The 26676-nt window shown below is 41.9% G+C and carries 31 protein-coding genes; 3 read left to right on the top strand and 28 right to left on the bottom strand.

Annotated elements, in window-relative coordinates; translation table 11 throughout:
- Nucleotides 1–157 precede the first annotated feature (157 nt).
- Complete coding sequence (locus AC3IPL_RS06300) at nucleotides 158–1537, top strand: glycine--tRNA ligase (protein WP_489239883.1); 1380 nt, start codon at nucleotides 158–160, stop codon at nucleotides 1535–1537.
- A 47-nt stretch (nucleotides 1538–1584) separates the two neighbouring features.
- Here the strand turns inward: AC3IPL_RS06300 and recO are convergent, their stop codons facing one another.
- The 19 genes from recO to lepA all read right to left on the bottom strand — a co-directional run bounded on the left by recO (nucleotide 1585) and on the right by lepA (nucleotide 19006).
- The gene (recO, locus tag AC3IPL_RS06305; protein ID WP_489239885.1) at nucleotides 1585–2322 is read right to left on the bottom strand and encodes a DNA repair protein RecO; all 738 of its coding nucleotides are present in this window, start codon (nucleotides 2320–2322) and stop codon (nucleotides 1585–1587) included.
- Between the two features lie 3 nt (nucleotides 2323–2325).
- The gene (gene era / locus AC3IPL_RS06310; RefSeq protein ID WP_489239887.1) at nucleotides 2326–3228 is read right to left on the bottom strand and encodes a GTPase Era; all 903 of its coding nucleotides are present in this window, start codon (nucleotides 3226–3228) and stop codon (nucleotides 2326–2328) included.
- Nucleotides 3221–3631, bottom strand: coding sequence for a cytidine deaminase (cdd, locus tag AC3IPL_RS06315; RefSeq protein ID WP_489239889.1), 411 nt, complete (start codon nucleotides 3629–3631; stop codon nucleotides 3221–3223). Before cdd ends, era begins: the two co-directional genes overlap by 8 nt.
- 22 nt (nucleotides 3632–3653) lie before the next feature.
- Entirely contained in the window at nucleotides 3654–3992 is a 339-nt protein-coding gene (locus tag AC3IPL_RS06320; protein WP_489239891.1) for a diacylglycerol kinase family protein, read from the bottom strand.
- Entirely contained in the window at nucleotides 3993–4457 is a 465-nt protein-coding gene (gene ybeY / locus AC3IPL_RS06325) for an rRNA maturation RNase YbeY (protein ID WP_489239893.1), read from the bottom strand.
- On the bottom strand, nucleotides 4457–5401 hold the full coding sequence (locus AC3IPL_RS06330) for a PhoH family protein (RefSeq protein ID WP_489239895.1): 945 nt from the start codon (nucleotides 5399–5401) through the stop codon (nucleotides 4457–4459). Before AC3IPL_RS06330 ends, ybeY begins: the two co-directional genes overlap by 1 nt.
- A 216-nt stretch (nucleotides 5402–5617) precedes the next feature.
- Nucleotides 5618–6088, bottom strand: a complete 471-nt coding sequence (locus AC3IPL_RS06335; protein WP_489239897.1) for a hypothetical protein — start codon at nucleotides 6086–6088, stop codon at nucleotides 5618–5620.
- A 10-nt stretch (nucleotides 6089–6098) separates the two neighbouring features.
- Nucleotides 6099–7085 carry a flotillin-like protein FloA gene (floA, locus tag AC3IPL_RS06340; protein ID WP_489242298.1) on the bottom strand — a complete coding sequence of 329 codons (987 nt, stop codon included), beginning with the start codon at nucleotides 7083–7085 and terminating at the stop codon, nucleotides 6099–6101.
- Between the two features lie 22 nt (nucleotides 7086–7107).
- Nucleotides 7108–7740: an NfeD family protein gene (locus AC3IPL_RS06345; RefSeq protein WP_489239899.1), complete on the bottom strand. Its 633-nt coding sequence runs from the start codon at nucleotides 7738–7740 to the stop codon at nucleotides 7108–7110.
- A 147-nt stretch (nucleotides 7741–7887) separates the two neighbouring features.
- Complete coding sequence (gene rpsU / locus AC3IPL_RS06350; RefSeq protein ID WP_016998564.1) at nucleotides 7888–8064, bottom strand: 30S ribosomal protein S21; 177 nt, start codon at nucleotides 8062–8064, stop codon at nucleotides 7888–7890.
- Nucleotides 8065–8168: 104 nt separating this feature from the next.
- Nucleotides 8169–9521: a tRNA (N(6)-L-threonylcarbamoyladenosine(37)-C(2))-methylthiotransferase MtaB gene (mtaB, locus tag AC3IPL_RS06355; protein ID WP_489239903.1), complete on the bottom strand. Its 1353-nt coding sequence runs from the start codon at nucleotides 9519–9521 to the stop codon at nucleotides 8169–8171.
- Between the two features lie 90 nt (nucleotides 9522–9611).
- A complete protein-coding gene (locus AC3IPL_RS06360) occupies nucleotides 9612–10352 on the bottom strand; it encodes a 16S rRNA (uracil(1498)-N(3))-methyltransferase (protein ID WP_489239905.1) in 741 nt (246 codons plus the stop codon).
- Nucleotides 10352–11287: a 50S ribosomal protein L11 methyltransferase gene (gene prmA, locus AC3IPL_RS06365; RefSeq protein WP_489239907.1), complete on the bottom strand. Its 936-nt coding sequence runs from the start codon at nucleotides 11285–11287 to the stop codon at nucleotides 10352–10354. Before prmA ends, AC3IPL_RS06360 begins: the two co-directional genes overlap by 1 nt.
- Nucleotide 11288: 1 nt before the next feature.
- Nucleotides 11289–12407: a molecular chaperone DnaJ gene (gene dnaJ / locus AC3IPL_RS06370; protein WP_489239909.1), complete on the bottom strand. Its 1119-nt coding sequence runs from the start codon at nucleotides 12405–12407 to the stop codon at nucleotides 11289–11291.
- Between the two features lie 98 nt (nucleotides 12408–12505).
- Nucleotides 12506–14326, bottom strand: coding sequence for a molecular chaperone DnaK (gene dnaK / locus AC3IPL_RS06375; protein ID WP_489239911.1), 1821 nt, complete (start codon nucleotides 14324–14326; stop codon nucleotides 12506–12508).
- Between the two features lie 33 nt (nucleotides 14327–14359).
- The gene (grpE, locus tag AC3IPL_RS06380; protein WP_489239912.1) at nucleotides 14360–14935 is read right to left on the bottom strand and encodes a nucleotide exchange factor GrpE; all 576 of its coding nucleotides are present in this window, start codon (nucleotides 14933–14935) and stop codon (nucleotides 14360–14362) included.
- A gap of 19 nt (nucleotides 14936–14954) precedes the next feature.
- Nucleotides 14955–15875 (bottom strand): heat-inducible transcriptional repressor HrcA, encoded by a 921-nt coding sequence (gene hrcA, locus AC3IPL_RS06385; RefSeq protein ID WP_489239914.1) that lies wholly within the window; start codon nucleotides 15873–15875, stop codon nucleotides 14955–14957.
- Between the two features lie 124 nt (nucleotides 15876–15999).
- Nucleotides 16000–17118: a radical SAM family heme chaperone HemW gene (gene hemW, locus AC3IPL_RS06390; RefSeq protein ID WP_489239916.1), complete on the bottom strand. Its 1119-nt coding sequence runs from the start codon at nucleotides 17116–17118 to the stop codon at nucleotides 16000–16002.
- A gap of 64 nt (nucleotides 17119–17182) precedes the next feature.
- Entirely contained in the window at nucleotides 17183–19006 is a 1824-nt protein-coding gene (gene lepA / locus AC3IPL_RS06395; protein ID WP_489239918.1) for a translation elongation factor 4, read from the bottom strand.
- A 166-nt stretch (nucleotides 19007–19172) separates the two neighbouring features.
- Here lepA and rpsT point away from each other — a divergent pair, with 166 nt between their 5' ends.
- Nucleotides 19173–19421 carry a 30S ribosomal protein S20 gene (gene rpsT / locus AC3IPL_RS06400; protein ID WP_489239920.1) on the top strand — a complete coding sequence of 83 codons (249 nt, stop codon included), beginning with the start codon at nucleotides 19173–19175 and terminating at the stop codon, nucleotides 19419–19421.
- Between the two features lie 42 nt (nucleotides 19422–19463).
- Here rpsT and holA read toward each other — a convergent pair whose 3' ends face one another.
- Nucleotides 19464–20465 carry a DNA polymerase III subunit delta gene (gene holA, locus AC3IPL_RS06405; RefSeq protein ID WP_489239922.1) on the bottom strand — a complete coding sequence of 334 codons (1002 nt, stop codon included), beginning with the start codon at nucleotides 20463–20465 and terminating at the stop codon, nucleotides 19464–19466.
- Nucleotides 20466–20520: 55 nt separating this feature from the next.
- On the opposite strand from holA, the gene AC3IPL_RS06410 reads away from it, so the two are divergent.
- A complete protein-coding gene (locus tag AC3IPL_RS06410) occupies nucleotides 20521–20652 on the top strand; it encodes a YqzM family protein (protein WP_489239924.1) in 132 nt (43 codons plus the stop codon).
- 29 nt (nucleotides 20653–20681) lie between these two features.
- Here AC3IPL_RS06410 and AC3IPL_RS06415 read toward each other — a convergent pair whose 3' ends face one another.
- The 8 genes from AC3IPL_RS06415 to yhbY all read right to left on the bottom strand — a co-directional run bounded on the left by AC3IPL_RS06415 (nucleotide 20682) and on the right by yhbY (nucleotide 26666).
- The gene (locus AC3IPL_RS06415) at nucleotides 20682–22958 is read right to left on the bottom strand and encodes a DNA internalization-related competence protein ComEC/Rec2 (RefSeq protein ID WP_489239926.1); all 2277 of its coding nucleotides are present in this window, start codon (nucleotides 22956–22958) and stop codon (nucleotides 20682–20684) included.
- 10 nt (nucleotides 22959–22968) lie between these two features.
- On the bottom strand, nucleotides 22969–23433 hold the full coding sequence (locus AC3IPL_RS06420) for a ComE operon protein 2 (protein WP_489239928.1): 465 nt from the start codon (nucleotides 23431–23433) through the stop codon (nucleotides 22969–22971).
- Between the two features lie 48 nt (nucleotides 23434–23481).
- Complete coding sequence (locus AC3IPL_RS06425) at nucleotides 23482–24105, bottom strand: helix-hairpin-helix domain-containing protein (RefSeq protein ID WP_489239930.1); 624 nt, start codon at nucleotides 24103–24105, stop codon at nucleotides 23482–23484.
- A gap of 73 nt (nucleotides 24106–24178) precedes the next feature.
- Nucleotides 24179–24898 carry a class I SAM-dependent DNA methyltransferase gene (locus AC3IPL_RS06430; protein ID WP_489239932.1) on the bottom strand — a complete coding sequence of 240 codons (720 nt, stop codon included), beginning with the start codon at nucleotides 24896–24898 and terminating at the stop codon, nucleotides 24179–24181.
- Nucleotides 24898–25248, bottom strand: coding sequence for a ribosome silencing factor (rsfS, locus tag AC3IPL_RS06435; protein WP_489239934.1), 351 nt, complete (start codon nucleotides 25246–25248; stop codon nucleotides 24898–24900). Before rsfS ends, AC3IPL_RS06430 begins: the two co-directional genes overlap by 1 nt.
- Before the next feature lie 14 nt (nucleotides 25249–25262).
- Nucleotides 25263–25829, bottom strand: coding sequence for a bis(5'-nucleosyl)-tetraphosphatase (symmetrical) YqeK (gene yqeK / locus AC3IPL_RS06440; protein WP_489239935.1), 567 nt, complete (start codon nucleotides 25827–25829; stop codon nucleotides 25263–25265).
- Nucleotides 25807–26376, bottom strand: coding sequence for a nicotinate-nucleotide adenylyltransferase (nadD, locus tag AC3IPL_RS06445; RefSeq protein WP_489239938.1), 570 nt, complete (start codon nucleotides 26374–26376; stop codon nucleotides 25807–25809). The genes yqeK and nadD overlap by 23 nt, the downstream gene beginning before the upstream one ends.
- The gene (gene yhbY, locus AC3IPL_RS06450; protein ID WP_489239940.1) at nucleotides 26373–26666 is read right to left on the bottom strand and encodes a ribosome assembly RNA-binding protein YhbY; all 294 of its coding nucleotides are present in this window, start codon (nucleotides 26664–26666) and stop codon (nucleotides 26373–26375) included. The genes nadD and yhbY overlap by 4 nt, the downstream gene beginning before the upstream one ends.
- Nucleotides 26667–26676: the final 10 nt, after the last annotated feature.

Consider the following 26676-nt stretch of genomic DNA (forward strand, 5'->3'; position numbering starts at 1 on the left):
GGAGGGTGCAAGCTTAACAATTAAATGGCCTGATCATATTCATATTTCAAGATGAGTGGAAACACTAATTTGGGTGGAACCGCGGGTAATATACTCGTCCCAAGGCTGATGCCTTGGGACTTTTTTTATCCGCTCTAATTATAAGGAGGAACTCTTAATGACAAACATGGAAACTATTGTTTCATTAGCAAAACATCGTGGTTTCGTTTTTCCAGGCAGTGAAATCTATGGTGGTCTTGCGAACACTTGGGACTACGGTCCATTAGGTGTGGAATTAAAGAACAATGTAAAGAAAGCATGGTGGCAGAAATTCGTTCAGCAATCTCCCTACAACGTGGGTCTAGATGCAGCAATTTTGATGAACCCAAAAACTTGGGAAGCAAGCGGTCATTTATCTAACTTCAATGATCCAATGATTGACTGTAAAAACTGCAAAGCACGTCATCGCGCTGACAAATTGATTGAAGATGTCATGCAGCAGGAAGATGATACATTCATCGCTGATGGTTTAAGCTTCGATGAGATGAAACGTCTGATTGATGAACATCATATCGACTGCCCTGAATGTGGTGCTCATGATTATACAGAAATCCGTCAGTTCAACTTGATGTTCAAAACGTTCCAAGGTGTCACTGAATCATCAACTAACGAAATTTTCCTTCGTCCTGAAACTGCTCAAGGGATTTTCGTCAACTATAAAAACGTACAGCGCTCCATGAGAAAGAAACTACCTTTTGGTATCGCTCAAGTCGGAAAATCATTCCGTAATGAAATTACTCCAGGTAACTTCACATTCCGGACACGTGAATTTGAACAGATGGAACTGGAATTCTTCTGTAAACCAGGCACTGAAATTGAATGGCAGAATTATTGGAAGGAATTCGCAGCGAACTGGTTGAAAACACTAGGAATTAAAGAAGAACATGCGCGTCTGCGTGACCATGATGAAGATGAGCTGTCACATTACTCAAATGCGACGACTGACATCGAATACAAATTCCCATTCGGCTGGGGAGAATTATGGGGCATTGCAAGTCGTACAGACTTTGATTTGAAGAAACATATGGAGCATTCCGGTGATGATTTCACTTATCATGATGCTGAAACCAATGAAAAGTATGTTCCTTACTGTATCGAACCATCTCTTGGTGCAGACCGTGTGACACTTGCATTCCTGTGCGATGCTTATGATGAGGAAACACTTGAGGGCGATGACAAACGTACAGTGCTGCGTTTCCACCCCGCACTAGCGCCTTACAAAGCAGCCATCCTGCCGCTCAGCAAGAAGCTGTCTAAAGACGCGCTTAAAGTATTCGAAGAACTGAGTGCGGATTTCAATATTGATTTTGACGAAAGCCAGTCTATCGGTAAACGCTACCGCCGTCAAGATGAAATCGGAACCCCTTACTGTATTACATTTGACTTTGATTCATTGGAAGATAACCAGGTCACTGTCCGTGATCGTGACACGATGGAACAAATTCGTATGCCGATCAGTGAAGTCAAAAACTTCCTTGCTGAAAAAGTAAGATTTTAAAAAATAAGCCTCCATTCAGTTGAATGGAGGCTTATTTTTTGACCCGTCTATCTTAACTGTTCCAGTATTCGTCTTGATTTCAGCGAAACACCTATAAATTCATCATACAGCTGGAAGACTAACCGTTCCATTTCCCTCACCACATCTGTATGGATGGTCACCGAACTGTACTGATCGAGTGGTAGATTGTTCAGTAGATATAGAAAATATAGACTTTTATTGCTCATCGGTATCGCATGTTCATCTGTTATCATCGCTTGTGTTGTAAGGACACTGTTCATTTTCATGGAGTAGCCGGCAAACGCCGCATGATTAGTAGACTGGTCAACCGAACAGTAATCGAAGTTCGGCGTATAGCCATAGAGCGGCATACATTTCAGACTGGCGATCAGTGCGATGACTGCAGGATCTGCCCCGGCTGCAATATGGTCAAGCCCGAACTTCAGCAGCTGATAGACGAATTTACTTTCGTCGTCATCTTCCATCGCCCTATCAATCAGTTCAGCGATGTACTGCGCATAAGTCAGCTTGAACAGATCACTGCGTATCGCATAATGACTGTTCAGCGTATCAACAGAGCTGAGTGTCCCCATCCCTTTGAACTGGGAGAAAATAAATAGATTCTCATAGAACAGATCAAGCGCGTAGCCGAACTTCTTAGATTTCTTAGCGTTTCTTGCCATGACCGGTATCTTTCTGCCGTGCTCAGCAAGAAACGTCACTATTAAATGCGAATCCCCGTAGTCAACACGACGGATGATGATACCGTTCACTTTATTCAGCATCGCTTAATACTCATCTTCACGGTAGCCGATCTGTCTGATGAAATTCGGCTTGTTACGCCAGTCTTTCTGCACTTTCACCCACAGCTCTAAATACACTTTGGAGCCGAGCAGCATTTCGATATCCTGCCGAGCACGCTTACCGACTTCTTTCAACATCTTGCCCTGCTTACCGATGACAATTCCTTTCTGGGAATCGCGTTCCACATAGATCGTCGCTTCAACGTGAACACGGTCCTCACTTTCACGAACCATCTTCTCTACATTCACACCAATCGCATGAGGAATTTCCTGACTTGTTAGATGAAGGACTTTTTCCCGGATTAATTCAGCCACGATAAAATGTTCTGGGTGATCAGATATCTGGTCCTTCGGATAGTACATCGGCCCTTCCGGCAGATAGCCGCTGACAACCTCTACAAGACGCTCGACATTATTTCCCTGCAGCGCTGAAATCGGAATGATTTCTGCAAAAGGCAGCAGATCTTTATATTTCTCGATTTCAGTGATCAGCTGATCCGGATGGACAAGGTCAATTTTATTCAGTACGAGAAATACCGGTGTCTTAGTATTTTTCAGCATCTCCACGATATATTGATCACCGCGGCCGATACTCTCTTCAACGTTGATCATGAATAATATAGCATCTACTTCGCGCAACGTGTTTTTAGCCACTTTCATCATATAATCACCGAGTACATGTTTCGGCTTATGAATTCCTGGTGTATCGATGAAGATAATTTGCGCCTCATCTGTTGTCAGTACACCTTGTACTTTATTACGTGTCGTCTGTGCTTTGTCAGACATAATAGCTACTTTCTGTCCAAGCACCCGATTCATAAAAGTTGATTTGCCGACATTCGGCCGGCCGATAATTGCGACAAAGCCTGATTTAAATTCGTTAGTCATTCGCTAAATCCTTTCCTGAGAACCCATAGGGTAATAATTCGTCCACTGTACTATTGATAACTTCACCGGCTGTATTGGTCATAAACACCGGCATTTGATCGTCACATAACTCTTTCATTACTTGACGGCATACGCCGCATGGTGATGACGGCTTATCAGCACCCGTGACGACCACAATGAATTCAAAATCGCCAGGTTGATAGCCTTGTGCGATGGCAGAGACGAGTGCAGTCCGCTCCGCACAGATAGTCGGTCCATAGGCTGCATTCTCGACGTTACAGCCGTGGAATGCTCTGCCATCTTTCGTTACTAAATAAGCTCCCACTTTAAAGTTTGAAAACGGAGTATAGGCCTTGCTTCTTGCTTTTATCGCTTCCTGCAGCCATTGTTGTTTGAATTCCATAACATATCTCCTTTAATTAAAATCACTTCATAATATAAGGCAGAAAAATAACCAAGCCGATAACAGCGCTCATGATACTTGCCAGCACGACAGCGAAACTAGCTGTGTCTTTCGCGTGTTTTGCAAGCTCATGGTAATCAGAAGTGACTAAATCCACTACATATTCAAGCGATGTATTGATGACTTCCATGAACAACACCGAAAAGACGGCAACAATAATAAACAGCCATTCTATTTTAGTGAGGCTGAAATACCAACCTGCACTACAGACCAGCACTGCAGCTATGATATGAAGGATGAAATTAGCATCCTTCTTCAGCAGAATGAGCAGACCATGCAGAGGATAAATAAACCGCTTCATCTATTCTTCTCGTGTCAATCCAAATGAAGTCAATATAGCATCCTGCCGGCCAAACATCCGCTGTTCATCTGCTGGTGTCATATGATCATATCCAAGTAAATGTAGCATACCGTGAAGTGCCAGGAATCCGACTTCACGTTCGAATGAATGACCGTAGTCAGCTGCTTGTTCTTTGGCGCGCTCCACACAGATGATAATATCACCTAACACTCTGACCATCGATGGATCTTCAAAGTCATCTTCGCCTTCTTCCATCGCAAAACTGATGACATCTGTCACCGCGTCCTTGTCGCGATACTCTGCATTAATGGCTTTGATTTCTTCACTCGATACAAATGACACAGCTAATTCTGCTTCGCCTGTAATTCCTTCCTGTTCCGCAGCGAACTGAAGCAGTGATTCAATCTGTGGTAAGTAAGCTGGATCCAAATAGTTATCATCGTCTAAAAATTCTACTGTCAGCATCACTCATCCTCCGAATATGCTCTAATTATTTTACTTACCAGCGGGTGGCGTACGACATCAGATGATTCAAAGGTCTGCACTCCGATTCCCGGAACACTGCTAAGCCGCAGTTCCGCCTCAACAAGACCGCTTTTTACGCCTTTTGGGAGGTCAATCTGTGTCTTGTCACCTGTAATGACCATCTTTGAACCAAATCCGAGACGTGTCAGAAACATCTTCATCTGGGCATGTGTCGTATTCTGTGCTTCATCTAATATAACGAAAGCATCTTCCAGTGTTCTACCGCGCATGTATGCAAGAGGCGCAACTTCTATCACACCTCTTTCAATCAGGCGTGCAGTATGCTCTGCACCGAGTACATGATGCAATCCGTCGTATAACGGGCGCAAGTATGGATCTACCTTCTCTTTTAAATCACCTGGCAGAAATCCAAGTGATTCCCCTGCTTCAACAGCCGGTCGTGTCAGCACGATACGTTTGACCTGCCCTGCTCGTAATGACTTCGCAGCCATCACTACTGCCAAAAATGTCTTCCCTGTTCCTGCCGGCCCTATACCAAATACAAGGTCACTTTTTTTAATCTGATGTATATAGAGCCGCTGCCCCATCGTTTTCGCTCGAATAGGCTTCCCGTATGCATCTTTAGTGATTTCCTCATCATACAGATCCGCTAAATAATGAATCGTTCCTTTTCCAGCCATCTGAGCGGCTGATTGAACATCCTTAAGTGAGATATTCATCCCTTTTTGAATTACCTTTAATAAGTTAACAAGCACGGCTTCCGCCTTCGCGACATCTTCGTCCGCTCCAGCCACAGTCAGTTGACTGCCTCTCGTATGTATCACGACATTAAAAGCTTCTTCAAGAAATGTGATGTGTTCATCACCGTTGCCGAGAATCGCCTGTGCTTCATTAACATTCTCTATATTGATTGTATGTGGCATTCAAAAACTCCCTTATTTTCAGTTTAATTTAAATTTAACACAGTCAACCGATAGTTTCATCTCACAATGATTGATTTGCTGCGTCATAATTTTGAAGAGTCGACGATGCAATGGATAGCTCTTTTCTATTTTACCAAATTCTCATGCGCATCATGAGCATAACACTTTATTTTCACATAAAAAGACTGGGTTTCCCCAGTCTATATAAGTCAGCTCTTATCTTTTACTTTTTGGTGGTGCTAAAACTTCCGACATGATCAGACTCTGCACTAAGTTATATTTAGAGAAATCAAGCAACGGCTCGTGCTCCACTGTCAGATCACCCTCTGTCAGCTGATTGTTCCGCTGAACTTTCTGCTTTTCTGACAGATGCTGATCCTTCATAATAGCAGTCATCTGCCTGTCAAGAGTTGTCTGCTGACGGGTTTTTCTATCTCCAGATGATCTTGTTGCGGCGGGTGATTTCACTACTTTTTGTGGTGACGGTGCTTCTTTGACCGGTACTGCCTTTTCCACCTGCTGTGTCCGCTGCTCGAATTCATGCTTCAATTCTTCCAAAGATTTAATTTGAGTTTTTTGAGCTGTTTTTTTGTTAGGTTGATTACTGTTATTAGAATTATTATCCATCTTATCCTTAAAGTAAGAAAAGATAATCCCAATAATAAATATGATAATGCCGACTTCCATTGATATCACCTTACTTTCTTTGTGGCGGTGTACTATCGCTGGTATCCGTCATCTTGTTGATGGCGTTTCTCATACCAGTATCAGATTCAATGTTCTTCAAGTTATAGTAATCCATGACGCCGATATTGCCTTCCTGCAACGCTCTTGCCATTGCAAGTGGTACTTCCGCTTCAGATTCGACAACTTTAGCTCGCATTTCCTGCACTCTTGCCTTCATTTCCTGTTCTTGAGCAACGGCCATCGCACGACGTTCTTCCGCTTTCGCCTGTGCGATGTTTTTATCAGCCATCGCCTGCTCTGTCTGTAAATCTGCTCCTATATTTTTACCGATATCTACATCCGCAATATCAATCGACAGAATTTCAAAGGCTGTCCCGGAATCCAGTCCCTTACCCAGTACAGTCTGAGAGATCATATCCGGATTTTCAAGCACTGACGTATGCGATTGACTAGAACCAATGGTTGATACAATCCCTTCGCCGACACGAGCGACAATCGTTTCTTCACCTGCACCACCGACCAGTCTTTCAATATTAGCACGAACTGTGATTCTTGCTTTTGCTTTCACTTCAATCCCGTTCATTGCCACACCTGCAATAAAAGGTGTTTCAATGACTTTCGGATTAACTGACATCTGTACTGCTTCTAATACGTCACGTCCTGCAAGGTCAATCGCTGCACCACGTTCAAACGGCAGATTGATATCCGCACGCTGCGCTGCAATAATCGCATCAACGACACGGTCAACATTGCCACCTGCTAAATAATGTGATTCAAGTTGGTTAGTCGTCAAATGAAGACCTGCTTTATGTGCTTTAATCAGTGGATCAATGACTCTTCTCGGCGATACCCGGCGAAGGCGCATACCCACTAATGTACCGATACCGACTTTGACACCAGCAGCGAGTGCTGATATCCACAGCCCGACTGGTACAAATGTCAACAATATCATCAATAAAACAAGGACAACCACGACGATGATTCCTAAAATAATCAATTCCATTTCCTTAACCTCTTCTCTATATAATTTCTCTTACAACAACGCGTGTACCTTCAACATAAATGATGCGTACTTCTTTGTTCTGACCGATAAAGGCCCCTTCACTGACCGCATCAATACGATCCTGACCGAGTGCTATAATTCCAGAAGGTCTTAATGCAGTAGTTGTGACTGCTGTTTGACCGACAAGATGACTGCGGTCGTCATGTGACGTGTAGCCTGCTTCCTTGGAAGTAGCGTCAGTCAATATCACTTTGTTGAAAAGTGGTACTTTCTTACCAAAAAACTTCACAATGATCACCCACTCTATCAAAGCAATTATTAAACACGAAGCGACCATTACTGACATGGTCTCAATATCGTTTCCAATGAGCAGGAAACTTGATGCAATCATCATCATTCCTATAATTCCCAATACAAGACCGATGACAAATAGTTCCGTAACAACAAGAATGATTCCTGTAAAAAAGAGTATGATTGATAGCATCTCCAAGTCACCATTCAAAGCAGTAATGATGACGAAGCTAAGTGCTGCAGCAGTCATCAAAATTCCAGACCATGAAAATCGTGATTGGAACAATTGCCATACAGCTGCTGTAAACATGACGAGCATCAATATGAACAAAGTTCCATCATATAGAGTCCATGTCAAAATTGTCACCTCCTTACTATTATTATACATGAACACGACAGCCACATATAAGTATTTGACTAAAAATTAAGAAAACTTTAAGAAAATAAAAAAGACACAGACAAAAGTCTGTGTCATCTATTCATAATATTTGAGGGAGTTCAAATATTATTTGAATTTACGTTTTCGTGCTGCTTCTGATTTCTTTTTACGTTTAACACTAGGTTTTTCGTAGAACTCACGTTTACGAACTTCTTGGATCGTACCGCTCTTAGAAACCGTGCGCTTAAAGCGACGAAGTGCATCTTCGATAGATTCGTTTTTACGAACGACTGTTTTAGACATTATATTTCCCTCCCTCCAAATATCAACGGAACATTAATGAATCATAGATTTCTCTATGTACTCAAGTATTATAATATAACTCTAATAAGTGGTCAAGAGTGAATTTATTTACCAGCTATCGGAGAAATCACTGCCTGTGGCTGCTCTTTTTCCATCACTTTAACAAATTGTCCATGATTGAGCGGATACCCCGCTTCAGTGATTTTGACTTTGACGATTTCACCGATCAGTTCTTCACTGCCTTCAAACTGAACTTTTAAGTAATTGTCCGTATAACCAACTAACAAACCATCGTGTGACCCTTTTTCCTCAGGAATGACTTCTAGAACTTCACCATCAAAACGACTTGCATATTCTTTGGCCAGCTGGTCAGAGAGACTGATTAAACGATGGACACGGTCATTCTTAACTGCCTCATCCACTTGATCGGTCATGCGTGCAGCCGGAGTTCCGGTACGCATAGAATACGGGAATACATGAAGTTCAGAAAACTTATGTTCTTCAATGAAGTGATAGGTCTCCATGAATTCTTCCTCTGTTTCACCAGGGAAACCGACAATCACATCACTCGTTACTGCAAGTCCGGGCATAATCGCATGTAGTTTTTTCAGGCGTTCAGAGAAATGAGCCATCGTGTATTTACGACGCATCCGTTTTAACACAGTATCGCTGCCGGACTGAAGTGGGATGTGCAGATGTCGCACCACTTTCTCACTTTGATCAATGACGTCAATCACTTCATCCGTCAGCTGACTTGCTTCTATTGATGAAATACGAATACGTTTAAGACCACGTATAGTCTCAAGATCACGCAGCAGCTGTGCTAAGTTATAATCTTTTAAATCCTCACCGTAACCGCCTGTATGAATACCTGTCAGAACGATTTCCTGATAACCGCTATCAACAAGCTGGGTCGCTTGTCTGACGACCTCTTTAGGATCTCGAGAACGCATCAAGCCGCGCGCCCATGGAATGATGCAGAACGTACAGAAATTATTACACCCTTCCTGAATTTTCAGTGATGCACGAGTGCGGTCAGTAAAGTAAGGCACATCCAATTCTTCGTATGTGCGGTTCTTCATGATATTTGTAACACCATTAATCGGCTGTCTTATCGTCTGATATTCTTCAATATAAGGCAGTAATTTATTTCTATCCTGTGTACCTACAACAATATCGACTCCAGGAATATCCATAATTTCTGCTGAAGATGTCTGCGCATAACATCCTGTGACGCAAATAACAGCGTCAGGATTACGTCTGATAGCACGTCTAATAACTTGACGGCTCTTCTTATCCCCGGTATTTGTGACTGTACATGTATTGATGACATACACATCCGCATTTTGTTCAAAATCGACGCGCTGATACCCATCTTCTTTGAACAACTGCCAGATTGCTTCTGTCTCATAATGATTCACTTTACATCCTAACGTATGAAAAGCAACTGTTGACATAAACCTCACCTCTTTTAAACCTTCATTTATTCATTAATCATGAGATACATTATTTAAAAATAACACTATTTATCATTTTTTTCAATGTGTTTATGCCATCAGTTCAAAGTGATAACTTACCGCGCTGAGTGCATACAACGGTGCCGTCTCTGCTCTTAATATTCTCGGTCCAAGTCCTATGACATCCCCACCAAACTGCTCGACCTCTGAAGGTGATAAGCCGCCTTCCGGACCGAATATTATGAGCACATTTGCTCCTGGTGCCAAGTTATTGAGTGCCTGATGAAACAACTGCATGCCACCTGATTTAGCCTCTTCTTCATAAGCAATGAGCACCGCGTCATATTCCGCGAGCTGTTTCGCAAGTGATTGACTATCACGCTGGAATGACACTGTTGGAATGGTCAGCCGGTAACTCTGCTCTGCCGCTTCTTTGACAATTTTATTAAAGCGTTCCAATCGTTTATCCATTTTTTTCTGATCAACTTTGACAATAGTGCGATCAGAGATAAACGCAATAAAATGAGCAGCACCGAGTTCTGTTGCCTTCTGAATCATCCATTCATATTTATCATTTTTAAGCAGACCACCTGCAATCGTTACACGGACTGGCAGTTCGGTCTGAATATTCAGCTGTTCGATTGTTTCTACTTCAACGGCTTTATCTACAGCGATGAGAACCGCTATGAACGCCCCGTTATTGAAATTGATAATGATGTTATCATCCGGCTCAAGCCGCATCACATTTTTGATATGATGGACATCATCTGATGAATGAATAAAAAAACGCTGGTTGAGTTCAGCGTTTTCATTGAGAAAATAACGTTGCATTATGCCACCTCTTTAACTGCTGCAATAGCAATCCAGCCGCTTTCGCGTATAATTTCAAGTATGCGGTAACCTACTTGTTCAAGATGCTCAACAATCATTGATTCTTTTTCAACGATGATACCTGACGTAATAAGCATACCGCCGTCATTCAGCAGCTGATAGCTATCGTCAATCATCAGGTCAACGATATGAGCAAGAATGTTGGCGAATATGACATCTCGTTTTTCCGTTTCACCTACTAGTAAGTTGCCGGTATCTGTCTCAATGTTTTCAGCACAGTCGTTAATTTCAAAATTTTCTTCTGCTACTCTGACTGCTACTTTATCGAGATCTACTGCGCGAATCGGCGCTGCCCCCAGTTTATGAGCTGCGATGCTCAAAATTCCTGAGCCGGTTCCTACATCAATGATTGATTGGCCTTGCTTCACGTATTTTTCTATCAATTTCAGACACATGGACGTCGTCGCATGATCCCCTGTACCGAATGCCATACCGGGGTCAAGAGTAATCACTGTTTCGTCAGCCGATGCCTCGTACTCTTCCCAGCTCGGTACTACAGTAAATTTCTCGGATGCACGGAAAGCGTGAAAATGATTCTTCCATTCATTTTCCCAGTCTTCATCCTTGATTTCATTGACACTAATATCGAACAATGTAATTGGAATATCTTTCAGTCCATATACTGCCTGTTTGATGTCTGCAAGAAGTTCATCTGTGTAGTCATATAGACTGTGGTAACATTTCACACGGATTCCTTGTTCAGGATAATCATCAGGATTCAGTTCATATATTTCTCCGTAGGAATCTATACGGCCTTTGCTGAGTTCGCTGCTATCTTCAATGACCACCCCATTGGCACCAAGGTCGTTCAGTATCTCCGCGATGAAAGGCTCTACTTCGTGATTCAGCAGTAATGTAACCTCTTTATAGTTCATATTATTCTCCTCTGAAGAATCGACGTGTCTTATCAAAGAAATTTCCATGCTGCTCATTAATTTCTTCGCCATCTATTTCAGCGAATTCTCTCAGCAGTTCAATTTGTCTCTCAGTCATATCAGTCGGTGTTTTCACATTGACTGTCACATATTGGTCGCCTCTGCCATATCCATGAACGTTGTCGACCCCTTTATCACGAAGTCTGAAACGTTTACCAGTCTGCGTTCCAGCTGGAATCGTTAATCTGACTTTACCGTGTAGTGTTGGAATTTCTATTTCATCTCCGAGTGCCGCCTGTGCAATCGTTAAGTCAAGCGTATAGAAAATATCATCTCCGTCACGCTCAAACATTTCATGAGGTGTGACTCGGAAGACAACATAGAGGTCACCAGCCGGTCCACCATTGATACCTGGTTCACCTTGACCTGACACTCTGATCTGTTGACCGTTATCAACACCTGCAGGAATAGTGACTTTGATGGTTACATTCTTAATTTTTGTACCTGCGCCGCCACACTCATGACATGGTGTTTCAATCTTCTTACCTGTTCCTTGACAATCAGGACATGCACGCTCTGTTCTAATACGGCCGAACGGCGTATTCTGTTCGACACCGACTTGTCCACGCCCTTTACATGTCGGACACGTTGTAACTGATGAACCTGGTTCTGCACCACTACCGTCGCAGACATCACATTCTACTTCTTTTTTTACAGTGATATCGCGTTCTGCACCGAACACCGCATCTTCGAAGTCAACTGTCATCTGATACTGCAGGTCATTACCTTTTTGCGGGGCATTTGGATCGCGTCTTGCGCCACCACCGAAGAATGAACTGAAGATATCTTCAAATCCACCGAATCCACCGAAATCTCCGCCGCCGAATCCGCCGTTCTGACCCATTCCTGCATGACCGAACTGATCATACTGAGCTTTCTTGTTGTCGTCACTCAATACTTCGTATGCTTCAGATATTTCTTTGAACTTGGCATCTGCGCCTTCTTCTTTATTGATGTCCGGATGATATTGCTTGGATAATTTTCGATATGCTTTTTTAATTTCATCTTTAGAAGCCCCTTTGGATAATCCAAGGACTTCATAATAATCTCGTTTTGCCACGTCCGATTGCTCCTTTATCATTTATCTCATCTATCATATATGAAACTGAAGAAAAAGCCAAAGCCAATAAATTGACTTTGACTTTTAAAAATAAGCTATTATTTTTGATCGTCGTCTTTTACTTCAGTAAAATCAGCATCAACTACATCATCTTGTGGTGCTGATTCACCCTGAGCCTGCTGCTCTTGAGCCATCTGTTCATAAAGTTTCATTGATAATGCCTGAACAATTTCATTCAATGCATCTTTCTTAGTTCTGATGTCTTCAATATCGCTGCCTTCCAGTGCTTTTTTCAGCTCTTCTTTCGCTGCTTCAGCTTTTTCTTTCTCAGCATCGTCAACTTTGCCTTCTAAATCAGTCAATGTTTTTTCAACTGTGAATACGAGTTGATCTGCCTCGTTACGAAGATCGACTTCTTCACGACGTTTTTTGTCAGCTTCAGCATTTGCTTCTGCATCTTTCACCATGCGGTCAATCTCTTCATCAGACAATGCTGAAGATGACTGAATCGTGATTTTCTGTTCTTTTTGAGTGCCTAAGTCTTTTGCAGTTACATTGACGATACCATTTTTGTCGATATCAAATGTCACTTCGATTTGTGGCACGCCGCGTGGTGCTGGCGGAATATCTGTCAGTTGGAAACGACCGAGCGTTTTATTGTCTGCTGCCATTTGACGCTCACCTTGTAAGACGTGGATATCTACTGCCGGCTGATTGTCTGCTGCTGTAGAGAACACTTGAGATTTAGAAGTCGGGATTGTTGTGTTACGTTCGATTAAGACAGTAGACACCCCGCCCATTGTTTCAATACCGAGTGATAACGGTGTCACATCAAGTAATACGACGTCTTTAACGTCACCTGTGATAACGCCGCCTTGAATCGCTGCACCCATCGCTACAACTTCATCAGGATTGACGCCTTTATTAGGTTCTTTACCTAATTCTTTTTTGATCGCTTCTTGAACTGCAGGAATACGAGTAGACCCACCGACAAGAATCACTTCATCGATATCAGCATTTGATAGGCCGGCATCTTTCATCGCCTGACGTGTTGGTCCCATTGTGCGTTCAACTAAAGTACGAGATAAGTCTTCGAATTTAGCACGTGATAATGTCACTTCCAAGTGCAGTGGACCCGCTTCTCCTGCTGAAATGAATGGGAGTGAGATCTGTGTTGAAGAAACACCTGATAAGTCTTTTTTCGCTTTTTCAGCTGCATCTTTCAGACGCTGCATCGCCATTTTGTCTTTTGACAGATCTAAGCCGTTTTCTTTTTTGAATTCTTCTACTAGGAAGTCGATGATCACTTGGTCAAAGTCATCTCCACCTAAGCGGTTATCACCTGATGTAGATAATACTTCAAATACACCATCACCCAGTTCAAGAATAGAAACGTCAAATGTACCGCCACCTAAGTCGAATACAAGTACTTTTTGATCTTTGTCAGTTTTATCAAGACCATAAGCAAGTGCTGCTGCAGTCGGTTCGTTGATAATACGTTCAACTTCTAGACCAGCAATTTTACCGGCATCTTTAGTTGCTTGACGTTCTGCATCGTTGAAGTATGCAGGAACTGTAATGACTGCTTTTGTCACTTTTTCACCAAGATAGGCTTCAGCAGTTGCTTTTAAGTTCTGTAAGATCATTGCTGAGATTTCCTGCGGTGAATAATCTTTACCATCGACATGTTCTTTATGGTCAGTACCCATATGACGTTTGATAGAGATGATCGTGTTCGGATTTGTGATTGCCTGACGTTTTGCGACCTCACCGATCTGTGTCTCACCGTTCTTGAATGCGACAACAGAAGGTGTTGTACGGTTACCTTCAGGATTTGCGATTACTTTCGGTTCGCCGCCTTCAAGCACTGCAACACATGAATTTGTTGTTCCTAAGTCAATACCGATTACTTTACTCATGATTTAATTCCCCCAAATAAATTTTTATAGTTTTTACTCGTTTACCTTAACCATTGAAGGTCGCAGTACACGTTCTTTTAATTTATATCCTTTTTGAAGCTCTTCTAGAACCACGCCTGATTCTTTGCTGTCATCTTTGTCCTGCATCACAGCCTGATGAAGATTCGGATCAAACGGCTGGTCCTGTGCAATGATTTCCTCAAGTCCATGTTCTTTCAATGCAGACAATAGATTTTCATGAATCATCTGCAGACCTTTGTAGAGACTTTGGAAAGCAGCATCTTCTCCGGTCTGACTCAATGCACGTTCAAAGTTATCAAGTGCCGGGATGATATCTCTCAGCACACTTTGAGAACGATAAGTTCTTTCAGTATCAAGCTCAGCACGTGTTCGTTTTTTGTAATTCTCAAATTCAGCATAGAGACGCAGATATTTTTCTTCACCAGCTTCAACAGCTTGTTCAAGTTCAGCTACTTTTTTCTCCAGTCCATCTTCATCCACATCGATCGGTTCTTCGTCGACAGGTGCTTGACTGACATTCTGCTCTTCAGCATCTAATTGATCTGTTACAGTCTCATCAATAGACTGGTCTTTTTGTTCCTCAGTCACAGTGTATTCCTCCTTCGCTCTAAAGCGCTTTTAATTCTTCAAATACTTTGCGGTAACTCATCTGAACTGGTCCAATGACCGCCAGTCGACCAAAAAAGCCTTCTGATTTCACTGGTGCAGTGACCAACGATACATTCTGCAAAGTATCATCGATTTCCTGTCCTATCTTAACATTAACTAAATTATCATTCATATTATTTAGCTTATGAATGAAAGCTGATGAATCAATATAGGTCAATGTATGCTTGATCACTTCAATATCACTGGCTGCGAGAGATTCAAATAACAGTTCTCTGCCGGCAATATGAATGACAGGCTCTCTGTCTGTCAAACGTCTGACAATCCAGGAAATAATTGTTCTGAGTAACTGCTGTTCTACAGGCAGATCATCCTGAAGCAGAAATTCCATCTGAAGTTCATTCAAATACTCGAGCCGCTCATATAAATATTGATTCAGCAGCACGATTTGTTTCTGAGTCAGGTGTTTCTGCCAGTTAATCTGCTGATGATCCACATCACCGTTCTGATACACTACAATTAACAGCAGATGTTCGTGAAATGCTGTCAGATGAATATCTGAAAGACCTTTTCCTGAATGGTAGCCTGAGACAATAGAGACATACTGAGTTTCTTCTGCCACTCTCTCAGCAAGCTGCATATGGTTCTTTGCATGGACTACCATATCATCGGATTCAAGTTCTTCCTGAAGGCTTCGGATGTAATGCTTATAGCCGTTCAGTGATGGTACTCTGCCAGAGGATGTATGTGTTTTCTCAATAAAACCACTGTCTTCCAGCCGCTTCATTTCAGCACGAATAGTTGCCGGGCTGATAGTGAGCTGATGATTGTCCATCAAAGTTTTCGATCCAACAGGCACCCCACTTTCAACAAAATCTTCAACAATGGCATTAAGCAATGTTTGTTGTCTAATCGTGAGCATATTTCACCTCGTTAGCACTCATCAACCTCAAGTGCTAATACAAATTTATCAAATTAGTCAAAGTAAGTCAAGATTTTGAATTCGTCCTTTTCAAATTATTTTTAACTATAAAAAGAGTCCTGCTTTATACTGAAAGCAGGAACTTCTCAAAGACCTCATTACCGATCATCCGGCCGGCTGGTGTCAAAGCAATCTGTTGATATTCGTCAGTAATAAGGCCCTGCTGAGTCAACTCATTGAGTACATCCTTAAAAATGTCATCCATCGGTATGCCGTACCGTTGTTCAAACATTGTTTTAGATACGCCGCTGTTCATTCGCAGTCCAAGAAACATAAATTCTTCCATCGACTCTTCAGTCGTCACAGGGTGCCGCTCTTTCACTGCTGTCCCTTGAGTCTCCATCGCTTTTATATAGTGCGGCACCGGCCCGACATTATAATAACGGATCCCGTTAATATAACCGTGACTTCCTGCACCTGCGCCGTAATACTCCTTATTCTGCCAATACACCATATTATGATGTGACTCATGACCTGCTTTCGCAAAATTAGATATTTCATACTGCCTGAAGTCAGATTGCGCAAGTCGTTTAATGGTATAATCATACATTTCAGCCGCTAACGTTTCGTCAGGCAGCTGGAGCATTCCTTTACGATACTGATTATAGAACTGGGTCTTCGGCTCAAGAATTAAGGAATAGCTTGAAATATGATCAATATTCAATGCCATGGCTTTGTCGAGATCCTTTTTCACTTGTTCCAGTGTCTGTGTCGGCAGATCATACATTAAATCTATGCTGACTGATTCTATGCCAAGAGATTTCGCAGCATCCACCGCAGCTTTGATGTCAGCTTCTTCGTGCGTTCTTCCAAGCAGCTTCAGCAGCTCGTTGTCGAATGTCTGTACACCTAAACTTAGTCGGTTCACCCCATAGCGCTTCATAACAGCAATTTTATCGCTCGTCAGTTCATCAGGATTCGCTTCCATCGAGAATTCGTCAGTGATTGTAAAACGCCTGCTTATATATGACAGCAGCTTCTCAAGCTGTTCGACTGTGAGTGCGGTCGGTGTACCGCCGCCGATGAACAATGTGGTCAATATCGTGTCATTAATAGCTGCTAATTCTTGGATGAGGCAATCAATATACTGATCAACCGGCTGATTTTTGATTAAAAACTTGTTGAAATCACAGTACGTACAAATACGATTGCAAAATGGAATATGAACATATAAGCTCGTCATTTAGTCACCTCTTCTTCAGTTGTAACGGACAATGCACGACGCCGGGGCGTCGTGCATCATCTAGTTATTCGTCATCCATTTTAAGCACAGCAAGGAATGCCTCCTGCGGGATTTCAACTGAACCTACAGATTTCATCTTCGCTTTACCTGCTTTTTGCTTTTCAAGTAGTTTACGTTTACGGCTGATATCACCACCGTAACATTTTGCCAGTACATTTTTACCCATTGATTTGATGTTAGTCCGTGCCACAATCTTCTGACCAATAGCTGCCTGGATAGGCACTTCAAACTGCTGTCTCGGAATCAATGTCTTTAATTTTTCTACAATGACTTTTCCGCGGTCATAAGCAAAGTCTCTATGGACGATGAAGCTCAGTGCATCAACTGTATCACCGTTCAGTAAAATGTCCATTTTGACAAGGCGGCTTTCTTTATAGCCGATCAGTTCATAGTCAAACGATGCATAGCCCTTTGTATTGGATTTCAGCTGATCAAAGAAATCAAAGACGATTTCTGACAACGGAATTTCGTATATAATGTTCACTCGAATATCATCCAGGTAATCCATCGTCTGGAAGTTCCCGCGTTTCTTCTGACACAGCTCCATCACTGATCCTACATAATCATTAGGCACCATGATACTTGCTTTGACGTACGGTTCAAAGATGCTGTCTATTTTTTGAGGGTCCGGCATTTTTGACGGATTATCAACAATCACTTCACTTTTATCTGTCATCAAACATTTATAAATAACGGAAGGTGCTGTGGCGATGAGTTCAATACCAAATTCACGTTCAATCCGCTCCTGGATAATCTCCATATGCAGGAGTCCGAGGAATCCTACACGGAAACCGAAACCGAGCGCCTGTGATGTCTCTGCTTCAAATTCCAATGATGCATCATTTAACTGCAACTTTTCCAGTGCTTCACGCAGATCATTATATCGTCCTGTATCAATCGGATATATTCCGCAGAACACCATCGGATTCATCTTCTTATAACCTTGCAGTGGTACAGCTGCCGGATTACTTGCAAGCGTGATGGTATCACCGACACTTGAATCCGCTACATTTTTAATGGAGGCAGTAATATACCCTACATCCCCGACTGTCAGTTCAGCAACTGGAAGCTGTTTCGGCGTGTTGATACCGACTTCGACCACTTCAAATTCTTTGCCGGTTGACATCATCTTGATTCTGTCACCTGCTTTCACCGTACCGTCGATGATACGGATTGAGGAAATAACACCACGGTATGCATCAAATGCACTGTCAAAAATCAATGCTTTCAGCGGCGCTTCAGGATCACCTTCAGGCGGTGGAACAAGTTCAACGATCTGCTCAAGTATTTCTTCTATACCGATATTAGCTTTAGCTGAGGCGAGTACGGCGTCAGAAGCATCTAAACCAATGACGTCCTCTATCTCCTGCTTGACACGTTCAGGCTCTGCTGCCGGCAGATCAATCTTATTGATGACCGGAATAAGTTCAAGATTGTTATCCAGCGCCAGATAAACGTTGGCCAACGTCTGAGCTTCAATACCTTGTGCAGCATCTACTACAAGGATAGCACCTTCACATGCTGCAAGACTTCGTGACACTTCATAAGTAAAGTCGACGTGTCCAGGCGTATCAATCAAGTGGAAGATATACGTTTCACCGTCTTTTGCTGTATAATTCAATTGAACAGCATTCAATTTAATGGTAATTCCGCGCTCACGTTCCAGATCCATCGAATCGAGCAGCTGTGCTTTCATTTCACGGCTCGCAACGGATTTAGTGTTCTCTAATATTCTATCTGCTAATGTCGATTTGCCGTGGTCAATATGGGCGATGATTGAGAAATTTCTTATCTTTTCCTGTCTCTTCAGACGCTCTCCATTGTTCATTCGTAGAACCAACTTTCTTTCTTAGTCAATACAATTGATTATAGCAAGATAAAACAGCGACTTCAATCCATTTTAAAATAACGATTGCATATAGCCGTTAATTTTGATAAAATATTTCTTGTTGCAAAGAAATTGTACCTGTTACTCATTATTAGGAGGTGACATCATGCCAAACATTAAATCTGCTATTAAACGCGTGACTACAAGTCAAAAAGCTCAAGACGCTAATATCTCTCAAAAGAACGATATGCGTACTGCAGTGAAAAACGCAAAAGCTGCCGTTGAAAACAACGCTGATAATAAACAAGAATTAGTAACGTTAGCTGTTAAGAAAATTGACAAAGCTGCTAAAAACAACTTAATCCATGCTAACAAAGCTGGACGTTTAAAATCACAAGTAATGCGTTCTAACTAATCTATATCATAAGGCCCTGCGAATCTTTCGCAGGGCCTTTGTTTATACGCTGAGAATAAATAATTCAAGAATCAACACTTTATCCATATATGATGACTTGAGTTGATAATCAGTTTCCGTACACTGTTCCATCGTCGACAATATACTGCTTAAATTCATGCGTGCTGATTTTCTAAGTGCGAGTTTGACACGATAAGGATGTATTTTCAAGCTTTTGGCAATCTGAGCTTCACTGAATCCTTTTTGATTTAAAATTTTTGTCTGATAGAACAGCCGGTACTGGCCGCTGATCAATGCCAGCAGTTTAATAGGTTCTTCCTTCATGTTGATCAGATCATGCAGCAGCATGACTGCCTCTTTCTTTCGCTGGGTCGTGATATAGTCCGTCAGCAAAAAGACATTCTGCTCGAGACTCCGAGAAACAATGAGTTTGACATGACTCAATACAATGATGGATTCATCGCCGATATACAGCAGTAACTTTTCAAGCTCATTAGTAATCAGCTTGAAATCAGCACCGGTCAACTGTATGAGTTCATCGAGCGCATCCTGCTTTATATCTTTGAACTGCTCATTCAGCGTTTTTCTGATCCATTGCTTTAATGCAGCTTCATCCATCGCTTCGATTTTATTGATTGTCCGCTCTTTTTTTATCAGTTTGACGATTTTTTTTCGTTCATCGAGTTTTTCATTAGTCACTTCAAAAATGACATAATTCGGTCCATCAAATTGTGTGATAAACTCTACAAGCGCATCCATATTGTGCTCAACAGCAGTCTTCTGCTTCTCACCTGTGAAGAGATAGCTGTTTTTCACGACAATCACTTTGTAGTCACTTAAGAAAGGGACGGTCAATGCGTCTTCAATGATGGCTTGAATCGGTACTTCGTGAAGATCATATTTAGCAAAATTAAAATCATCTTGTTCCGGCAGTAATTCATCCACTATGTCCTGTGTTTTTTTCGTTATCAGTTCAGGTACGACACCGTAATTTAATGTTATAGCTTTCAAAATAACTGCTCCTTTACTAAATCTTAATTTCATTATAGCTTTTTTTGTTAAGTTATCATATACTTAGAGGGAATTGGAGGTTGATGAAATGAATCATTTCGAAAAAGACGTACAGTCTAAAAACAATGACGTTAAAGACTCAGTGCTGGCATTTGGAACTGGATTTGCAACATTTGCAGTTATCTATATCATCGCCCAAATCTTTGCCTTACTTCCATAATATCTGCACAGTCTTCTTAAAGCCGGACATTATTGTCTGGCTTTTTTTAATGCTGTTTTTCCTGTCTGTAATACATCATCCACAATCTCAATCTTACCCTGCTGCTGCGTCGACATGACTTGAATATGTCTTTGCTGTAAGCGCTGAATGACACTTTCGTGAGGGTGACCGAAGCGGTTGTTTCGACCTGCTGAAATAACGGCCAATTGGGGTTGGATACAGTCAAGAAGTGCATCAGAAGTACTTGTGTCGCTGCCGTGGTGTCCGACTTTCAACACATCAATACTGCGGCACAACTGCATGACCGATTCTTCTCGAGCAATCGGCAGATCTGCCATCAATAAGTAACGGCGCTGACCTAATTTCACAGTCGTAATAACGCTGCTGTCATTCTCTTCTGCAGATTGATAGTCAGAATTCATAACACTCACTTGAGCATTTCCGACAGTGAGACTCGTCAATCTGCGCACATCAATGACACGTGTCTGCCGCTTCTCTGCTACTGCTATTGTCTCTTTATATTTTTCTGCTCCTGCTGCTTCAGGGTTAAGAATCAAGTTCTTCACGTCAAATCGTTGCAGCAATTCTACAGCTTCACCGAAATGGTCCTGATCAGGATGTGTCAACAGCAAGTAATCTATTTGCTGATAGCCGCGCTCAGTTAACATCGGGATAATTGAGAACTCTGCAATAGTTGACTGCTTGCGGCGTTGCTTCCACGGCGCATCATCGAACTGCATTTTACCTCCAGTATCGATGACCATCACGTGACGCTTACTTTCGATGATTGTACTGTCACCTTGACCGACATCGACAAAAGTAATGCTGTCGTGCGGGACCTGCAGCTGAGACCAGCCGACAATCAATAGGCAGTAAATGAGCATCGCCGCCATACTTTTAACAACAGAACGGTAGCCGATAGCAACAGCATAATAAAAGAAAGCTGCAACGATGATATAGCAGATTCCCTGCTGATTAGCGATAACAGTCTCACCCATATTCAATGCAGAAAAAAATGCAACTAAGTGATCATTGATAGTGAAAAGGATTGAGAGCATATTAAAGACAACCGGCGGATGAGCGTTAAAGATCATTGTCATCAGCAGCAGCAACGTACAGGCCGGGAACATCAAAATATTAAAAAACGGCACAAATAGCAGATTGGTGATCAATCCACTCCATTGAATAGTATTAAAATGTAGAAGGATGACTGGAAAGCTGGACAGTTGAGCAATAAAAGTAGTCATTAAAAAGATAACAAGCGGAGATTTTTTGTCAAACAGACGGTCTGTAAAAACAAGGACAAAGGAAATCATATAGGACAGCTGAAAGCCGATATCGTTTATGAGATGAATATCATATAGAAGAAAGATAATGAATGATAGCGCCAGACTATCGAGCAGCGTCATCCCCCACCGCTTCAACATCATGTATAGCGCAATAAATAAGGAAGCTCTTAAAACCGAAGGAGAGAATCCTGTCAACAGGGCATAGGCAGGCAGCAAGGCCATGATCGCCCCGGTACTGTAAATTAGAGGTAGATACAGGCGTTTAAAAACAAACAGAAGCTGAACTGTAAGCAGTGCAACATGAGACCCACTGATGGCATAGAGATGATAAATACCGAGCGTTTTTAATTCTGCAAGCTCATTGTGAGAAAGGTAGCGCGTATCACCTAATGTGAGCGCAACAACGTAGGACATTTTATCGAAAGGTAGTTCCATCATTCTATCAACGAGCGTTACGCGATACCATTTAATCGAGTCAATGAAGTTTAATTGGACGGGTTGACATTCAGTTAATGAGAGGGCTGTTACTTGTGCTGTATAGCGTAACCCTTGGTTTGCTAAATATTCGTCGTAATTAAACTTAAGGCCGTTAGTATTTGGCAGCGGTCGATGAATAGACATCTGAACAGGACAGCTGCTGAAGTACGGCATGCGCTTCTTAATCAGGATCTGTTCTTGTTCAGAACCGATATAATAGTTAAACTGCAGCTGTTCTCCTGAAGCATTCATCGCTCCTGTCAGCACTTCTCCGTCTAAATTGAGCTGATCGTCAAAAATAACCCTGCCCGCGTAATCACCTATTTTGTCATCTTCCCAATTGAATTCAGAAAGTATGGGTGTGCGGAACGTGCAAATAATAAAAAAGACAATAATGATGACAAGATAAAAGAAAATATGTGCTAGTGTTTTCTTGATGAAGAGATGGATCACCAACACAACGAGTAAGACACATGCAGCAAATGGTGAGGTCGTGAGCATTATTCCAATCAATGCACTGAAAGCACTATTCAGCCACACATGTATCCCCCTATTCCATAGTCATAAAGTAAGAAGCCGTTCTTTCTGCATCAAAAGGAATTTTCTCAGCCTGTATTCCTGCTTTTAACAGCAATTCAATCGCATACGGATGGTTTCTATAATCCTGAGCATAGTAAATCTTTTTGATGCCTGCTTGAATGATAGATTTCGTACAGTGGATGCACGGAAAATGCGTGACATAGAGTTCAGCACCTTCAGTAGACACACCCATCTTAGCGCATTGAAGAAAGGCATTCATCTCTGCATGGACTGTGCGGATGCAATGTCCTTCTTCAACATAGCAGCCGACCTCTATGCAATGCGCATCACCTGAAACAGAGCCATTGTATCCTCCAGCAATGATACGATTATCTTTAACGATGGTCGCTCCTACACCTAGTCTGGCACAAGTCGATCTCAAAGCCAGCAGTTGACTCTGTGCCATAAAATAATCCTGCCATTTAATTCGTTCCATGATAATTCCCCCTATTCATGCCTTTATTTTAAGCAATCTAAAGGTGAATTACAATTCTATAAATGGTTCAAGAGTCATATAAGTTTTATCACCAATGCCTTTAATTTCCTTCATTTCCTCCTTGGACTTAAATCCACCGTGCTGCTCGCGGTACATCAAAATATCCTGAGCTTTCTTCGGACCTATCCCGGGTATGTTCTGTAGTTCACTTTCGCCGGCTGTGTTGATGTTTACGGTCTGCTGTTCGGATGACTGCGCAGCTGGTTGATGATACATATCAAATTTGTTACCTGCAACCTCCCCTTTGAAAGGGACATATATCACCATCTGATCAGTAATGACCGCTGCAAGATTGATTGCTTGAATATCAGCATTTTTAAGCGGTACTGCCAGTTTAATGATATCGTTGACTCGCTGAGACTTTTTGGCAGGATAGACACCGCTGTATTTTACAGCACCTTTGACGTCTACCATCATATCTTTCGGCTTCTCTTCTGAACTGACAGATTCTAGTGATTTTACGGGTTCAGACTTAACAGTTATCTGTTGATCAAGATTCTGCTCAGGCTTGTGCTGTGTGAAATTATAGAAGATGAAAGCACCGATAGCCAGCAGCAGAAAAATGCCTATCTTACCCTTATGCTGATGATATAACTGTTTGATAGCGTCCATAAAAAAACACCTCCACCTTATTATCGGTAGAGATGCTGATTATTATTTTTTCTGTCACAAATAAAATTCAATTTCATGCATGTTTCACTACAAAGAATAACCTTTCCGGTTCTTCAGCGATTGTCTCTTCAGGGTCAAAATCGGCAAATACTTGAGTGACACGAAGACCCGCTTCCGATAACAACCGTTCATAAGTCCCACGCGAAAAAGTCCGCTGAAAATGAGTTTCATCAAAACGATCATATTTGCCATTGTTATCTTTGACAAAGAACGATAATTCATGCCAGACACTGTGCGCTTCTTCACCAGGAAAGGTATTCCAAATATAAGTCACATCTTCAGTGTCGTCGGTATAGGTTTCCCCATCAAATAGATGGGTCATCTTCCATTCTGAATGAACATCAAATATAAAGGTCCCATCTGCTGATAGATGCTTTTTGACCTGTCTGAATACATCAAGCACGTCTTCTTCGGCAGTAATATAGTTCAGACTATCACAATAACAAGTAATAAGATCGAACGACATACCAAGGTCAAGAGTCGTGATGTCCTGTGCCACCCAGTGGACAGACGGGTCTTTCTGTGCAGCAACAGCAAGCATGTCTTCGCTTAAATCAACCCCTACTCTTGTCAATGATTGAGGAATTAACGTAGTAAAACTCCCCGTTCCACAGCCAAGATCCAGTACGGATCCACTATTCTTAAAATAAGGTTCAGTCAATTCAAGCCATTGATGATAAGGCTGATCGTACATAAGACGGTCATAGAGCGCCGCAAATGCTTCATATGCCATTAGTCTACCTGTTCAAACTCAATGAACTCTGCATCACGATATAAGCGTTCAAGGTTATAATAGCCGCGCTCTTCTTTGTGGAACACATGAACCACAACGTCACCAAGGTCAATCAGTATCCACCGGGCCTCATTGAACCCTTCCAGTCTATTGACATCCAGTCCATTTTTATGAGCTTGATCTTTAACTTCCCGTGCAATTGCCTGCACTTGTCTATCAGAATTAGCATGACAGATCAGAAAATAATCCGTGATACCGCTGATTTCTTTGACATCTATCGCTAAAATTTCTTCAGCACGTTTGTCATCACATGCCTCGACTGCTAATTGTAAAAGTTGTTTTGAATCCATTCACTCAATCCTTTTTATTTTTCTAAGTTATAGTAATTTAAACACTCAATCGTTCTCGGGTAAATGCATTTGTCGCTTTCCAGTAAGTAAGAAACCGTTCTTTTAGAAATTTCATAGATGGCTTTGTCCAACTTTTTCTCATCAAAAATTATCTTTCTAATGTCATCCACACCAGGCTGCTTACGTTCAGGTTCAATGTAATCTGCAACAAAGATGATTTTTTCAGTCAGTGTCATCTGTTTACGGCCGGTCGTATGATTATAAATCGCCTGCAGTACTTCTTCGTCTTCCAACCCATGCTCATACTTCATTATCGAAGCAGCGATAGGACCGTGAAGAATCTCTGAATTATAGGCTAGCAACTCATGGTCGAGGTCATATTGAGTGACCTGCTGATACATCATGGCAAGGTCATCATACTTAGCATAGTCATGAAGGATGCCTGCCAATTCTACTTTGTCTTTATCGCCGTTGAACAGTTCCGCCATCTTCAATCCAGTTTCAGCTACTCTCAACGAATGTTCATATCTTTTTTTAGGAAGTTTTTCTTCTACTAGTTTAATTGCTCTCTTTTTTTTCATAGATTTTTTCCTTTCGGATAAAGGCATGAACATCAGAATCAAGCCAGAATTTCACTGTTTCTCCTTCGTTCAACCTTCTTCTAATTTCAGTAGAGCTGACATCGATTCTCGGGATTTGAAATGAAATATCGTCACCGGACACTTCATTGAATTCTGTTTCGCGATTGACAACAATAAAGCGGCATAGCTGCTTTAATTCATCGATTCGATACCACTTGTCAAGCTGCAGCCATTGATCTGTCCCAATGATGACAGCGATATCGTCATTTTCTCTGCTCAACTGCAGTACAGTGTCGTAAGTATAACTATCACCTGAACGGTTGATTTCCATTGATGATACTTCACCGAAGCCTAGAACTGCAGTCGCTGTTTCAAGCATTGTCAGCCTTTGCTGGTCAGTTGCCACTGTGCGTCTACTTTTCAGCGGACTTTGTCTGGCAGGTATGAAAATAAACCGATCGGGTTGAAACGCCTCGTAGACTTCATTAGCAACAATCATGTGTCCAATGTGAATCGGATCAAATGACCCACCATATAAAATCATCATCTTGGCAGTTCAATCTTCTTATGATTCTTTGATGGTTTATAGAGAATGATGGTTGAGCCGATGATCTGTACGAGTTCACCGTAAACACGGCGTGCCATATCTTCAGCCAGCCGATCTTTCTCATCCATATTGTTTTGAAGCACACTGACTTTGATCAGCTCACGTTTTTCAAGTGCATCGTTCAACTGATCAATCAAGTTATCATTGATGCCACCTTTGCCTACTTGAAAAATCGGATCAATGTGATGTGCTTTCGCTCTCAAATATCGCTTCTGCTTTCCAGTTAACATAGTTACCTCC

This window comes from Macrococcus sp. GL_134, assembly GCF_057834705.1.